At 67.1% G+C, this 13,126-nt stretch carries 14 protein-coding genes; 6 read left to right on the forward strand and 8 right to left on the reverse strand.

The genetic code is table 11. The features are described 5' to 3' along the window. Positions 1-50: 50 nt before the first annotated feature. The 3 genes from Rhe02_RS24120 to Rhe02_RS24130 are packed head-to-tail and all read left to right on the forward strand — an operon-like array spanning position 51 to position 1,240. Positions 51-236 carry a hypothetical protein gene (locus Rhe02_RS24120; protein WP_203910609.1) on the forward strand — a complete coding sequence of 62 codons (186 nt, stop codon included), beginning with the start codon at positions 51-53 and terminating at the stop codon, positions 234-236. A gap of 36 nt (positions 237-272) precedes the next feature. Continuing rightward, on the forward strand, positions 273-587 hold the full coding sequence (locus Rhe02_RS24125; RefSeq protein WP_203910610.1) for an LPXTG cell wall anchor domain-containing protein: 315 nt from the start codon (positions 273-275) through the stop codon (positions 585-587). Next, a complete protein-coding gene (locus Rhe02_RS24130) occupies positions 587-1,240 on the forward strand; it encodes a class F sortase (protein WP_203910611.1) in 654 nt (217 codons plus the stop codon). Before Rhe02_RS24125 ends, Rhe02_RS24130 begins: the two co-directional genes overlap by 1 nt. On the opposite strand, the gene Rhe02_RS24135 is transcribed toward Rhe02_RS24130, so the two are convergent. Further along, positions 1,230-2,726, reverse strand: a complete 1,497-nt coding sequence (locus Rhe02_RS24135) for an amino acid permease (RefSeq protein WP_203910612.1) — start codon at positions 2,724-2,726, stop codon at positions 1,230-1,232. The two genes, Rhe02_RS24130 and Rhe02_RS24135, sit on opposite strands and share 11 nt — an antisense overlap. A 48-nt stretch (positions 2,727-2,774) precedes the next feature. On the opposite strand from Rhe02_RS24135, the gene Rhe02_RS24140 reads away from it, so the two are divergent. Next, positions 2,775-4,085 (forward strand): RNA polymerase sigma factor, encoded by a 1,311-nt coding sequence (locus Rhe02_RS24140; protein ID WP_203910613.1) that lies wholly within the window; start codon positions 2,775-2,777, stop codon positions 4,083-4,085. 177 nt (positions 4,086-4,262) lie between these two features. Here Rhe02_RS24140 and Rhe02_RS24145 read toward each other — a convergent pair whose 3' ends face one another. The 6 genes from Rhe02_RS24145 to Rhe02_RS24170 all read right to left on the reverse strand — a co-directional run bounded on the left by Rhe02_RS24145 (position 4,263) and on the right by Rhe02_RS24170 (position 10,377). Beyond that, complete coding sequence (locus Rhe02_RS24145; RefSeq protein ID WP_203910614.1) at positions 4,263-5,147, reverse strand: dienelactone hydrolase family protein; 885 nt, start codon at positions 5,145-5,147, stop codon at positions 4,263-4,265. A gap of 10 nt (positions 5,148-5,157) precedes the next feature. Then, a complete protein-coding gene (locus Rhe02_RS24150; protein ID WP_203910615.1) occupies positions 5,158-6,333 on the reverse strand; it encodes an alanine--tRNA ligase-related protein in 1,176 nt (391 codons plus the stop codon). A 157-nt stretch (positions 6,334-6,490) separates the two neighbouring features. Further along, the gene (locus Rhe02_RS24155) at positions 6,491-8,740 is read right to left on the reverse strand and encodes a M28 family peptidase (protein ID WP_203910616.1); all 2,250 of its coding nucleotides are present in this window, start codon (positions 8,738-8,740) and stop codon (positions 6,491-6,493) included. Positions 8,741-8,770: 30 nt separating this feature from the next. After that, a complete protein-coding gene (locus tag Rhe02_RS24160) occupies positions 8,771-9,553 on the reverse strand; it encodes a DUF2785 domain-containing protein (RefSeq protein WP_203910617.1) in 783 nt (260 codons plus the stop codon). 63 nt (positions 9,554-9,616) lie between these two features. Beyond that, positions 9,617-9,898: a hypothetical protein gene (locus Rhe02_RS24165; protein WP_203910618.1), complete on the reverse strand. Its 282-nt coding sequence runs from the start codon at positions 9,896-9,898 to the stop codon at positions 9,617-9,619. A gap of 71 nt (positions 9,899-9,969) precedes the next feature. Further along, positions 9,970-10,377 carry a hypothetical protein gene (locus tag Rhe02_RS24170; protein WP_203910619.1) on the reverse strand — a complete coding sequence of 136 codons (408 nt, stop codon included), beginning with the start codon at positions 10,375-10,377 and terminating at the stop codon, positions 9,970-9,972. Positions 10,378-10,444: 67 nt separating this feature from the next. Between Rhe02_RS24170 and Rhe02_RS24175 the strand changes: the two genes are divergently transcribed. Continuing rightward, complete coding sequence (locus Rhe02_RS24175) at positions 10,445-11,137, forward strand: HAD family hydrolase (protein WP_203910620.1); 693 nt, start codon at positions 10,445-10,447, stop codon at positions 11,135-11,137. Positions 11,138-11,140: 3 nt separating this feature from the next. Here Rhe02_RS24175 and Rhe02_RS24180 read toward each other — a convergent pair whose 3' ends face one another. Beyond that, positions 11,141-11,665 carry a GNAT family N-acetyltransferase gene (locus tag Rhe02_RS24180; protein ID WP_203910621.1) on the reverse strand — a complete coding sequence of 175 codons (525 nt, stop codon included), beginning with the start codon at positions 11,663-11,665 and terminating at the stop codon, positions 11,141-11,143. Positions 11,666-11,845: 180 nt separating this feature from the next. On the opposite strand from Rhe02_RS24180, the gene Rhe02_RS24185 reads away from it, so the two are divergent. After that, positions 11,846-12,997 carry a helix-turn-helix domain-containing protein gene (locus tag Rhe02_RS24185; RefSeq protein WP_203910622.1) on the forward strand — a complete coding sequence of 384 codons (1,152 nt, stop codon included), beginning with the start codon at positions 11,846-11,848 and terminating at the stop codon, positions 12,995-12,997. Positions 12,998-13,126: the final 129 nt, after the last annotated feature.

Genomic DNA, 13,126 nt, shown 5'->3' on the forward strand with positions numbered 1-13,126 from the left:
CAGTGCCGCAGCAGGGCGGAAAGGGTCCCGGCGGCGCGCCAGAACCCGATGTGACACAACAGTTTTCGGACGATCCGAACGAGGACGTTCCGATGGGCGGCGTGGAAACGGGTGGCGGCGCGAGCCAGCACACCACGTTGGCGGGCCGCGCCGCGTTGCTGGGGGCGGCCGCCCTCGGCGGGCTTCTGCTGCTTATGCGCAGCCTCGAAGCTCGTCGGCGTACCCAGAAAAATTGATCCAAGCAACCGAGTAACAGTCTGTGGAGGTATCTGATGCGCGTTGGCAGAATCATTGTGGTGACAGCGATCGTGGCGCTGTCTAGTGCGTTCGCCGGAAGCGCCGCGCAAGCCATGCGGCCCTGGCCGTCCCCGTCGACGAATGGCGGCACGGGCGGCGGCCCGGCCAACAACTGGACCAAGACCACCGCGCCGCCGACCACACCGCCCGCGCCGCTTCCCAGTGGCGGAGCGGACACCGGTGGCGGCGGCAGCAACGGCGTGGCCTTCGCCGGGATCGGCGCGCTGGCCGTGGCGGGCGGCGCTGGGATTGTCCTGTTCCGCAACCGCCGGCGCGACGAGTTCGTCTGATGCAACGGAAGTGGTGGTGGGCCGGCTGCGCGGCCACTGTGGCGCTGGCAGGTTGGGGAGTCTGGCATCTGCACCCAGCGGGCGGGCTTTCAGCCGGCCCGCCACCACTTCCCGCTCCGGTCATCACCGCGGAGTCGCCACAGGCGCAGCCGGTGCGCATGATCCAAACGCTGCCGCGGTCACTGCCGTACAAGATCGTGGTCAAGAAGATCTCGCTATGGGCTCTGGTGGAGCAGCTCGGCATGCGCAACGACACGCGCCTTGAGACACCGCCCTATGACAAGGCCAACAAAGCCTTCTGGTACCGCAACAGCAGCACCCCCGGCGAGCCAGGCCCGGCCGTGTTCCTGGGTCACGTCGACTCCAAGGACAAGATCGCCGCGTTCTTCTATCTCAGCCGGATCCGCCCGGGCAACCAGATCGAGGTCATCCGCGAGGACCGCTCGACGGCCATCTTCGAGGTCAGCTCGGTGGAACAGTTCTCCAAGTCGAACTTTCCCACCGAGCGGGTTTACGGCTACACCGAAGAGCCGACGCTGCGCCTGGTGACCTGTGGTGGCAAATACGACACGAAAACACAGTCCTATGTGGACAACATAGTCGTATTCGCCACCATGGTCAGCTCGCTTCCCTCGCCACCGGTCAAACGCTGACTTCGGTCTGATCGGTCTGCGGCGAGTCGGTCGTCTGCTGCGGGCCGGTAAACCACTTGCGGGCGCTCAGGATCCACCAAAGCCACGCGCCGCCGAGCACGACGGCCACGGCCACGATGGTGTAGTTGAAGTTGGTGGCCGTGATCGGCCCCGCGGTGGGCAGCACGAAGAGCACGCAGATGATGCCGACCCAGACGATCGCCGTCCAGCCGACCACAGCGCTCCACTTGCCCAGGTGCCATTGCCCCACCTGGAAGTCGGGGCGCAGGCGGCGCAGCAGAACAGGCGCCACGTACGAGATGTAAAGGCCGATCACCGCGATGGACGTGGCGGCCAGGTAAGCGGTGGAGTTCCACAGCGACGGCAGCACGAGCAGAGTCGAGCAGACCACACACAGCCAGATCGAGTTGGTCGGCGTCCCGGTACGAGGGTTCACCTTGCGCCAGATACGAGACCCCGGCAGCGCCCCGTCCCGGCTGAACGCGAACGCCATCCGCGAGTTGGCGGTGACCGAGGCCATGCCGCAGAAGAACTGCGCGACCACGCACACGAAAAGCAGCCAGATCCCGAGGTCCTCGCCCGCGGCGTCGATGAAGATCTGCGCGGGCGGCAATGCCAGCGCGGTGGTGCGCTCGGCCTCATAGTCCTGAATGGACCAGGTGATGGCGGTCAGCAGGAAGAACCCGGCGATGACCGAAACCACCACGGACATCACGATTCCGCGCGGCGCGGCCCGGCCCGCGTCGTGGGTTTCCTCGGCCACGTGCGCGCTCGCGTCGTAACCGGTGTAGGTGTATTGCGCCATCAGCAGTCCGATGAGCACCGCGTAGACGGCAGCTCCGCCGAAGGTGAAGCCGGTCGCATTGTGCACCTCGAAGAAGACCTCGGACAGCGGCTTGTGCTGATCGGGCACGATGGCGAGCACGGCGACGATGAAGGCCACGCCGGCCAGGTGCCACCAGGCGCTGATGTCGGAGAGCACCCGGACCAGGTTGACGCCGAAGGTGTTCAGCAGCCCGTGCAAGGCGATGATGACGACGAAGACGAGGAACGTGCGCATCGCCGTCACTTCGATGTCGAAGGCGAGGCTCAGGAAGGCCGAGGTGGTGATCGCGGCGCCGAAGTCGATGGCGGCGGTCACGGCCACCTCGCCGAGGAAGTTGAACCAGCCGACAAACCAGGCCCACGCCGCCTTGTTGCGTTTGGCGAGCGCATGCGACCACCAGTAGAGCGCACCGGCCGTCGGGAAGACCGAGCAGACTTCGGCCATCGCCAGGGCGACCAGAATGACCATGCCGCCGACGAAGAGCCAGCCGAGCGTGATCGCCAGTGGCCCACCCGCGGTCATGGCGATGCCGTACGAGGTGATCGCCCCGGCCAGGATCGAGATGATCGAGAACGAGATGGCGAAGTTGGAAAAACCAGACAGTTTCCGGCGTAGCTCTTGCTTGTAGCCGAGTTGGGCCAATCGTTGTTCGTCGCTCATCTGTCTCTCCTTAGGACGGTTCGCTCCGATCGTCTTACGGTGATGTCTGTGGATGATTCCGCTCTAGTGGCCGCGATGGCAAGGAGAGATCCGGCTGGACTTGATGGTGCCTACCGTCGCTATGCGGATCGTCTTTACGCCTATGCCCGGTCGCTGACCGGCGACAGCCACGCCGCCGCCGACGTCGTCCACGACACGTTCCTGCTCGCCAGCCAGCATGTGGGGCAGCTGCGCGACCCCTCCAGGCTGCCCCAATGGCTCTATGCGATCGCGCGGCACGAGGGTCTGCGCCAGCTGAAGCGGCAGTCCCGGCAGGCCCAGCTCGAGGTGGCCGAGCAGCTGCCCGCCGACACCGTTGACCTGGTCGGCAGGATTCGTGAGGCTGAGATCGTCGAGATAGTCCGGGCGGCGATTGCCGGGCTGTCGGATGCCGACCGTGAGATGGCCGAGCTGGCGGTCCGGCATCAGATGTCCGCGGCGGAGATCGCGGCGGTGCTCGCCGTACCGGTGAACAATGCCCACGCCCGGCTGTCCCGCGCCCGCGAGCAGCTCGTCGTCGCGCTGGGCTGTCTGCTGGTGGCCCGCCACGACGACGGCGGCTGCGCCGCGCTGGGCGAGCTGCTTAGAGGCTGGGACGGTCAGCTGAAACCATTGCTGCGCAAGCGAATGAACCGGCACATCGAGGCATGCGCACTTTGCTCGACGGTCAGGCGCGAGCGTCTGGACCCGGCCGCCCTGCTCTCCGCCTACGCCGCGTTGCCGTTCCTGGCCTCGCCACGGCTGCGGCCGGTGGGCGACGCCGCGGCGCTGGAGCAGCCACGCTGGGACACCCGCTCGGGCTTTCCCCGCGCCAAGCGGCGAGCCGCCATCGGCGTGGCCGTGGGCGCCTTCATCGTCGTGCTGATCGTGGGCGGGACGGCACTGGCGATGCCCGAGCCGCAAGAGGCGCCGCCGCCTCCAATCGCGACACTCGCGCCGATCATGGTCAGCGAGGAGCCCTCCCCCAGCGCCACGGCGGAGAGCCCGAGCCCGACCCCGGTGGTCGGCCCGTCCAGCGCCAAACCGAGCTCGGGCCCGCCGGCGCTGGCGTTCACCGCCACCGCCAGCGCGCCCTGTGTGGCGACACCGATCGTCAAGTTCACCGTCAACGTCACCGCAAACGCCAACCTCGACAGCGGCAAGGTGATAGTCCTCGGGCTCATCGGCACCAAGAACCTCACGGTGAGCGGGAAGACCGCCACGATGACGTTCACCGAAGCCGCCTCCACCGAGATCTCATGGCATGTCGAAATCAAGGCGGCCGACGGCCGGACCAAGATCGGCCCGCAGCAGTCCACCCACAACACCTGCTACCCCTAGCCGAAACGACCAGGTGGCCGTCGCTGGTGACGCCGGTGTCCATCTCCAATGTGGAGATGTCCCGGTTGGACAGTGCCTGGGCGATGGCCGCCAGGCTGTTCCCGGCAACGATCCGCCGTCCATCGTGCGCAGCGTGCTGACATCAAGGGTGCCGCACGCTTGACGTGCCAGGTGTCCTCAGGCCAAATACCGCCCGAACCATTCGAGAACCTTCTGGTAGGCCTGAGCGGCAGCCTCCGGCAGGTAACGCGGGCCTGTTTCGTTGAAGAAGGCGTGGTTCGCGCTCGGATAGGTCACCATCTCGTGGGTCAGGCCCGCCTTCTGCAGCGCCGCGTTCGCCGGCTCCCGGGTCGCGTTGATCCTGTCGTCGAGCTGGGCGTAGATGCCGAGCACCTTCGCGTTGGGCGACTTGGAGAAGTCGGCGTCGGCCGGCGCGGGCCCGTAGAAGGGCGCTGCCGCGTAGAGGCGAGGCTCCCCGGCGGCGAGCAGCGACCAGACCTGTCCCCCGCCGAAGCAGAAGCCCATGGCGGCCGCCTTCTTGCGCGGCACCCGCTTTTCCAGCTCGTCGAGCCCGGAGCGCATGTCGGCGATGAACCGGGCCGGGGGCGCGGCGTTGAGCGCCGCCGTGGCCTGCGCCGGGTCGGTGAACTTGGCGGTGCCGCCCTCCGCGGAGAGCAGGTCCACCGCCAGCGCCGAGAACCCGCTGCGGGCAAGCCTTGCGGGCAGGGCGACGAAATGGTCGGTGAGCCCCCTGTTCTCATGGATGATCAGCACTGCCCCGCGCGGGGTGTCCGCGGCCGCGAAAGACCCCTGCAGCGTGCGGCCCTCCTGACCGGCGAAGGTGATCGCTTCGGTCTGCCCCAGCTGCGGGGTGGCCGGTGCGGTCGCGGTCGGCGCGGTCTCAGCGGGGCGGTCTGCGTCGCACGCCGCCAGCAAAGGCGTCGCCACGGCCGCGGCGACTCCCAGCAAACCCAAGCGGTGCAACGCTTCGCGCCGCGAAATCAGGCCGTCGGCGTAGTCGACGACGACCTCCTCGGTGAGATAGCGGTTAATCTCATTCATGCCCGTCAACCTACCCTCTCGCCGGGCGTTCCGAGCGAAGCCGGCTGCGCTCGCGCTGCTCGCTCATCAGCGCATCGAACCCCGCCCGGTCGATCGGCACCCCCGCCTCGGCCGCGATCTCCTGCGTCAGGTCGACCGGAAAGCCATGGGTGTCATGGAGTTTGAAGACTGTCCCGGCCTCGAGCCGGCCCCGGCTCAGCTCACGGTGCAGTAGCTTGGAACCCGAGCGCAGGGTGCGTTCGAAGACCAGCTCCTCACGCTCGATCACCGGGTGGCCGGTCAGGCGGCCCAGACTACAGCCGCCGGTGCCGAGCCGGTGCAGCTGGTAGATCGCCCGGCGCAGCAGGCGGCGCAGCACGTAACCGCGGCCGCCGTTGGCCGGGGTGACCCCGTGCTCGATCATCAGCAGGCCGGTACGCAGATGGTCGGTGATGATCCGATGCGCCACCGGCTCGTCGTCACGGCCGGTGAGCCGCCTGACTTCGGCCAGCAGCGGCGCAACGACGTCGATCGCCTGCAGGTGCGGCACGTCCTGCAGCACCATCGCCATCCGGTCGCAGCCCATGCCGGTGTCGACCAGGTGGTCGCCGAGGAACACCAGGTTCCACACTTCGAGGAAGCGCTCGCTGTTGACCTCGGGACCGCCATCGCGGCCGTAGCGCTCGCCGCGGTCGTAGAAGATTTCGGTGGTCGGCCCGCTCGGCCCATCGGCCACCCCCATGGACCAGAAGTTGTCCTCCGGGCCGAGGCGCTGGATGCGTTGCGGCGCCACGCCAAGTTTGCGCCACAGGGTGACGGTCTCCTCATCGCCGCGCAGCACGGTCACCCAGAGCCGCTCGCGGTCCATACCGAAACCACCGGTCAGCAGCTCCAGCGCCCACGCCATCGACTCGATTTTGTAGTAGTCGCGGAAGGAGAAGCTGCCGAGCATCTCGAAGGAGGTGCCGTGGCGCGTGGTGTGGCCGATGTTGTCGACGTCGACTGTGCGCACGCAACGCTGCGTGGTCATCAGACGCGGCCGGGGAGGCTGCTGCTCACCCACGAAATAGGGCTTGAACTGCACCATGCCCGCGTTGGTGAACAGCAGGGTCTCGTCGTCGGAGACCAGCGGCCCCTCCGGCATCGCCAGGTGGTCACGCTCGCCAAAGAAATTGAGAAAGATGGATCTAATGTGATCGGATTGCATGGCTGGACGCCTAACGTGTCAGAAGGAAAGAAGGCAGCGATCAGCGAGCGTGGGCCTGACCCACACCGGTAGCTCGCGCGCTTGCCGCTTTCCATGACACGCCGCCATCCCACCAACCGGGGATGGCGGCCGTCAACCTATTTACTTAGCTCCAGACTCAGAGCTGGTAGCTTCGCTTCACCAGCACCAGCTCGGAGAAGTGCGACCCGGCCACGTCCACGCCCGCGGGGCGCGGCTTGAAACCGGGCAGCGCCTCCAGACCGTCGCTGCCGTCGGCCGCCGCGATGCTGACCTTCTCACCCGCGCCCACGGTGACCGTCACCTCCAGACCCTCTGGCGGCGGCGCGTGGAAAAGCAGCTGCAGTTGGCCCTCCCGGCCCGGGAAAGCCTTGCCCTGCACCATGATTTCGCGGCCGGCCACGTCGAGGTAGATCAGGCGCACGTCTCGCTGCGGGGCGACCCGCAGCCGCACCGTGCGGCCACCGCTAACGGTCTGCTCGGAGAGCACGGTGACCAGTGGCGGCGGCAGGCTGGCCTGCTGAGCCTGTCCCGTCCACACGCCTTCCAGCATCGGGAAGCCCGCGACAGAGAACTCCTCTTTGGACACGAACTGCTTGGTCCACTCCCCCGGCGACGACTCGCTGCTGACCCAGAGCGCGGTGCCGGTGTCGGTGTCGAGCGCATACATCAGCTGGCTCGGGATCGGGTGGGTGACGTCGAAGCGATCCACGACCAGGCCCGCGCCGGTGAGGATCACGGCGATCAGCGCCGCCGAGCGCACCGCCCAGCCCGCCCACGGCGCCTCATCCAGCAGCGACAGCGCGGCGAAACCGAGCAGCACCGCGAAAAGCGCGGGCGCGGCCGCGGTGGCCAGGCCGAGGGCCGGGAAGAACAGCGCCACCGTCGGCGCTAGCACGAGGGTCGCGATGGCCACCGCCAGCGTGAGCACCGCCAGCCGCCACACGCCCTTCAGGAAAAGCGCGCCTATCCCGGCCAGCGCACCGGCCAGAGCGGGGATTGCCGCCAGGTAGGAGCCGCCGGGAACGATGACCGCCATGACCAACGCGAACAACGCCAGCCAGGCCAGGCCCGCGATGGCGAGGCAGGCGCTGTCGACCTTGCGGCGCAACAGCATCCACCAGCCGAGCATGATCGCGACCACGATCGCCACCACCGCCCACCTGTACCAGGCGGTGCGCCACGGATCGATCATGTTGCTGTAGCCAGGCCTGATCGTGGTGAGGACTAACCAGAACAGCTGGGCTGCCACCGGTACCAAGATGATGGGCAGTAAAGAAACGACCGTGGCCGCGACTATCCGGCCGGTGGTGGTGTGTCGTTTCCGGACGGTCAGCACGGCCAGCGCTATGACCGCAAGCAGCGCGACAACCGCGATCGGCAGAACGAACGATCCGGGATAGGTGACCAGGATTCCCAGCACCGGAAAGTAGGTGGCGTCAGGCCCGGTGGACTTGGCGATCTTCGCCAGATCGGCCTCGCCGAACGCCTCGGTCAGCGCGAGCAGGTTGTCGCCGTGGTGCTGCAGGCTGGCCTGATCCATGCGGTCGGGCGTGTCCTGCGGCTTGTGATAGGCGGCCGAACCATCGATGTAGGCGCTGTTGAGCCCGCCAAAGCGACCGGTGATCCGAAATGGGGTGAAGTCGGTGTCGTTGGGCAGGATCCGGTAGACCTCGACGGCGAAACTGGTCGCCACCGGATGCGGCGCGTGGGCGCCGAAAACGCCTACCACGTCAGCGTTTCCGGCCGAGGTCTCGAACATGACCGCGGGCCCGCTGCTGCCCCGGGCCTCCACGTTGAGCACTATGCCGCCCTGTTGCGCGAGCGGATGCTGCTCGACGAAGGCCTCCGCCCCGCACAGGCATGCCTCTTCGGCGTCGGTCAGCACCACCACGATGTCATTGCGTGGGGCCGGTCCTTGTTTAAGCGCCCGAACGGTTTCCAGAATCGTCGACACTCCCGCGCCGTCGTCGTTGCCGCCCGGCCCGGTCTGCACCGAGTCGTAGTGCGCGACCAGAAAAATCCGCCCGGTCGACGCGCTGCCCGGGATCAGCCCGACCACATTGCGAACCCGCGCCCCGCCCTTTATCGTGTTGTCGCCGTTCTTGCCGATGGTCACCGCATCTTGCACCTGCGCGTCAACGCCCAACCCGCGCAAGGTCTTCAGCAGATAGTCGCGCACATCATCGTTGGCTCTGCTTCCCGTGACGTGGGTCGTCTTTCCCACCTGCTGCACATGCTCAAACGCCCTGGCAGCACTGAAATCCGTGGCCGGCGCATCGCTTCCGCGGGGCGATGGCGGCATGACGCTCCACACGCTCAGCGCCCCGACGGCGACCACAGCGGCGATGGCGAGCAACGATTGAAAGGTCTTCGGCACGCCCGCCATCCTGCCATGCCCGTCTTCGAATGGCTCGGCCTAGCCGAGATACCTGTTGGCAGTGCGCAGACAGCCGGCCAGGCCATCGAGGATCGCAGCTTCATGCGGCGGCTTCGCTGCCGGCCGGTCCTGGCCCGGCCGGCCATACAGCCGCACTCCGCGATGGCAGGCAACATAGAGCGAGTTGAGTGTCCGGATGGTATTTGACTTCGCCGCCGGGAACGGCCCCGGCTCCATCGCCTTCAGCGCGGCTTCGATCGACGCCAGCCACTGCGCCACATCCTGGGCCGTCAGCTCCTCGCGGAGCAGCACCGCGGTAACCGCGGAACTCACCCGGTCGTCCTCGCCATGCGCGAACAGGTATCCGGTCGGCGCGGTCAGGCGAGCCGACACCACCTCCAGCAGCTCGCTCAGCTCGGTCCGGCCCAGGTGCCGCGACCGGCCGAAAGCCTCCACCGCATCCGCACCATGGGCCACCGCATGCAGCCAGCCGAGCTTGGCGTCATAACCCCGAAGATCCTTTTCATGGGGGTACCAATCGGCGAACGCGCTGCGCCATTCGTTTACCGTCGCGGCGTCGAGCTCCCCTATGACTTCATCGCGCAGCAGAACAGCGACCAGAATCAGCGGTGCGAAGGTGCGGGCCTGAATTTCCGGATGAGCCAGCTGACCAGCCTGCCGATCCCCCACCGCCCGCAGCCGCCCGTCGGCCTCACCCGCGCCGATCCGCTCCCACAACTGCGCATAGGCGGTCTCGTCGCGCACCACCGGGTCGGGAGAAGTCAGCATCGAGCACAGGTCGTCGAGGGTGTAGGTGGTCATCGCGCCAGCTTGCCATCTCGACGGCCGTCGCGGTGACCCGTGTGCTCTCTCCACATTGGCCGGTCAGTTCCGCCTCTTGCGCCGCGAGTTACGCTCGCCCCCTTCCGCGCCCATGGCCGTCAGCAGATAGATGGTGTGATTCAGCTCGGACTGAAGCTTGGCTATCTCCCTCAGCGAGGTGGCGATGGACAGCAGCGCGTACTGGCTCAGGCTCAGCTCGCGCAGCCCGGCGGAAAGGTCCCCAGGCTCGACGCCCTGCGCGATCAGCGCGCTCGCAAGGTTCGAATCGGCAAGATCATGTAACTCCCCCGTGGTCACCGTGCCCTGGCCCTGATCCTCCGCCATGAGTAAACGTTATGACCACCGCTGGCAGTAGAAGCACGATTCCGCTCTTTTGTCTGTGTGCGCCCGAGGACCTAGCCGTAGTCGTGCCCTTCCGCGGTCACCTGCATTCCGTCCAGTTTCCATCGACGATTCCCTATCACGATTTCCACCTCTGTGTACCGGATCAGGCCCAGCCCGGCGTTACAGCCCGTGCCCGAGGCCACGGTCAGCGCCGCCGGCTCGCCCGGCTTGATGGTCGCCGGGGTGACCTGCCAGTCCCCGTCAAAGAACGTGCCCCGCCGCACATTCAGCTTGGCGTGCACCTTCGTCTCAGGGCTGAGGTGCCCGCCTGCCGCCCCCGCACGCTGCCACTCCGCCCTGGTGTCCAAGTCGCCCTCCGCGCACGCCCTGACCCCCGTCGTTTGCGGCTCCGGATTCGGCTTCGCCGCGCACCCGGCGGCCACCACGCCAACCATCGCCAGCGCTATCGGCTTCCTCATGCCGCTATCACGCGAGCGCCCCAGCACCCGTTGCACCCCGCTGTGCCAACTCTGCTTCACTTGCCCCGTGGAAAGACTCGTTCTCTGGGACATCGATCGCACGCTCGTCACCATGGCCGGTGTCGGTCATGCCCTCCTAGCCCAGGCGCTTCAAGTGACCACCGGCGTCGAGCTCGTCCACCAGCCCGAGCTGGGCGGCAAGACCGACCGCGAGCTGATCACCACCGTGCTGACCGCGCACGGCCTGGACGCGGCCGAGCCGCTGATCGAGCGCATGCACGCGGAGATGGCCGTCGCCGCCCACGAACGTACCGACCACATGCGTGCCGTCGGCTTCGCCCTGCCCGGCGCATCGGCTGTGCTCGCCGCCCTGGCAACGGTTCCCGGCGTCGTGCAGTCCGTCGTCACGGGCAACATAGCCCCGGTCGCCCGCCTCAAGCTCGCCGCCGTCGATCTCGACCGGTTCATCGACTTCGAGATCGGCGGCTACGGCTCCGAAAGCCTCGTCCGCGGCGATCTGGTCAACTTGGCCCGCTCCCGGGCCGCCCGCAAACACCGCACCACGCTGTCCAACGAGTCGGTGATCGTCATCGGCGACACGGTTCACGACATCGTGGGCGCCAAGTTCAGCGGCGCCGTCGCGATCGGGGTCGCCACCGGCTTGAACACCACAGCCGACCACTTGCACGCCGCTGGCGCAGACGTGGTGTTCTCCTCGCTCGAGGACACCGCGGCGGTCCTCGCCGCAGTGCTCGCCTAGCTCTCAGAACACCGCCAGCTCGGAGTGGGTCATCTCGTACTCGGTGATCGACGGATCCGGCGGATAGGCCATCGTCGCTCCGCTGCGCTCAAACCCAAGACGCCGGTAAAACGCTTCAGCCCGACTATTGATTTCGGTGACGAACAACCTCACCTGCTCCGCCCCGGCCGCATCGCGCGCCCATCGGATCACCGCGCCCACCACCGCGCCGGACACGCCAAGCCCGCTGCCCCGAAAGTCGGGCGTGACGTAGACGCCGAACAGATGCACCGTCGGCTCGACCACCTTGTCATCCATGAACCCGCTCGCCTTGCCCACCAGGTGACCGTCATGAGTGGCCACGAAGGTGGCCATCGTCGCGTCGGTCGCACCTTGGCGCACGCGATCCTGCCAATACTCGTCCGGCTCGGCCACCGACTCGGCGTACTGCTCCACAAACGCCAGCGGCGCCGCCTGCAGCGCCTCCAGCCGCAGCTGCCGAAACTCGCGCCAATCTTCGGGTTCGAGACGCCTGACCGCAAACTCCATGCCGCGATCATGCCGCAGCCCCGGAACCCCCGAAACCGAGTTTCCACGTGTTCGCCCCACCCCGAATCGTCACAACCCGATCGTCTAAGTTAACATTTAGACTTGCCTATGGTGAGGTAGCGTGAAACCTGCGGCCTGAGTTGCGGGGCGTTCATGATGCCGCCAGTCCTCCTCCCCTGGATGGTTGACATGACATTCGCCGCACGCCTCCAACAGCTCATCGCTGTGCGCGGACTGTCTTATCGCGCCCTCGCGGCGCAGACCTACTACAGCAAGAGTTTCCTGCACGATCTGGCCCGAGGCCGCAAACAGCCCAACCTCGATACAGCGACTCGCATCGACGACGCATTGCAGGCGGGCGGCACGTTGGTCGCCCTTGTCACGTCAGCTTCCGAAGACGAAACTGCTGCCGCCGAACTCGCGCGCCGAGTCAATGCCAGCGATGTCAGCGACGAAACCATGTCTCAGCTCGAGGCGGCGTTCGATGATCTCGCGGTCCGCTATCCGAACACCGCGCCGGGTCTGCTCATCGGGCCGACACGTATGCATCTTGACCACGTCGGGCAGCTGCTTGACGCACGGATGACCCTGGTCCACCACCGCCGCCTTCTCGTAGTCGGTGGATGGCTGTCCCTGCTCGCCGCCACCCTCCACATAGACATGCGCCAGCCCGACGCAGCCCGCGGCCGACTCGCCGTGGCGACTGACCTCGCCCGCCACGGCGAGCACGACGAACTGCGCGCATGGTGTCTGGAAACCCGAGCATGGGAGTTGCTTGTCAACGGCGAGTACATGGGAGCGGCGAGTCTGTCGCGCCAAGCGCAGGCCCTCGCACCGCGCGGCACCTCAGCGTTGATCCAGGCCACCGCGCAGGAGGGCAGGGCCTGGGCACGGATGCACGACATCGCGGCAACTCGCCGCTCCCTCGACGCCGTCGATCGCCTTGTCAGCTCACTGGCACAACCCGACCGACCAGAGCACCACTACCGCTATGACCCGGACAAGGCCTTGTCCTACACCGCCACCACGCTTGCGTGGGCGGGCGACCCGGCAGCAGAGCCCTACACCAGAGCGGTGATTGCTCAACTAGAAAGCAGCCACGGCGTCCCCCGCCCACGACGAGCCGCGCTCGCCCGCCTGGATCTGGGTCTAGCCCTGGTTGCCCGCGACGAGATCGATGAGGCGGCGGCTGTTGGGGTGCAGGCGATCACGTCCGGCTTGCTCGTCAAGTCGACGTGGTGGCGTGCCACAGAAATCCTCGCCGCCGTTGAAGAGTCGGGACTCGCCGAGGCTGCAGATCTGCGTGAGGCCTACGAGACCTACCGGCCATAGCTCAGCGGACACCCGACGGACGCTCCGGATATTCCAGAATGACCGGCCCCAGGCGAGGCTGACTACGGGCATCGGGCCGTATGAGGGACGAACCCTCCCGTCGGCCCGATGCCTCGAACCGCCAGGGCG

This window comes from Rhizocola hellebori, assembly GCF_016862955.1.
Classification (GTDB): Bacteria; Actinomycetota; Actinomycetes; order Mycobacteriales; family Micromonosporaceae; genus Rhizocola; species Rhizocola hellebori.

What these genes read in the sequence shown, in the direction of transcription:
- Rhe02_RS24185 (WP_203910622.1), top strand. Translation starts at nt 11,846, where the DNA reads ATGGTTGACATGACATTCGCCGCACGCCTCCAACAGCTCATCGCTGTG.
- Rhe02_RS24180 (WP_203910621.1), bottom strand. Translation starts at nt 11,665, where the DNA reads ATGGAGTTTGCGGTCAGGCGTCTCGAACCCGAAGATTGGCGCGAGTTT.
- Rhe02_RS24150 (WP_203910615.1), bottom strand. Translation starts at nt 6,333, where the DNA reads ATGCAATCCGATCACATTAGATCCATCTTTCTCAATTTCTTTGGCGAG.
- Rhe02_RS24135 (WP_203910612.1), bottom strand. Translation starts at nt 2,726, where the DNA reads ATGAGCGACGAACAACGATTGGCCCAACTCGGCTACAAGCAAGAGCTA.
- Rhe02_RS24170 (WP_203910619.1), bottom strand. Translation starts at nt 10,377, where the DNA reads ATGAGGAAGCCGATAGCGCTGGCGATGGTTGGCGTGGTGGCCGCCGGG.
- Rhe02_RS24125 (WP_203910610.1), top strand. Translation starts at nt 273, where the DNA reads ATGCGCGTTGGCAGAATCATTGTGGTGACAGCGATCGTGGCGCTGTCT.
- Rhe02_RS24160 (WP_203910617.1), bottom strand. Translation starts at nt 9,553, where the DNA reads ATGACCACCTACACCCTCGACGACCTGTGCTCGATGCTGACTTCTCCC.
- Rhe02_RS24165 (WP_203910618.1), bottom strand. Translation starts at nt 9,898, where the DNA reads ATGGCGGAGGATCAGGGCCAGGGCACGGTGACCACGGGGGAGTTACAT.
- Rhe02_RS24130 (WP_203910611.1), top strand. Translation starts at nt 587, where the DNA reads ATGCAACGGAAGTGGTGGTGGGCCGGCTGCGCGGCCACTGTGGCGCTG.
- Rhe02_RS24145 (WP_203910614.1), bottom strand. Translation starts at nt 5,147, where the DNA reads ATGAATGAGATTAACCGCTATCTCACCGAGGAGGTCGTCGTCGACTAC.
- Rhe02_RS24155 (WP_203910616.1), bottom strand. Translation starts at nt 8,740, where the DNA reads ATGGCGGGCGTGCCGAAGACCTTTCAATCGTTGCTCGCCATCGCCGCT.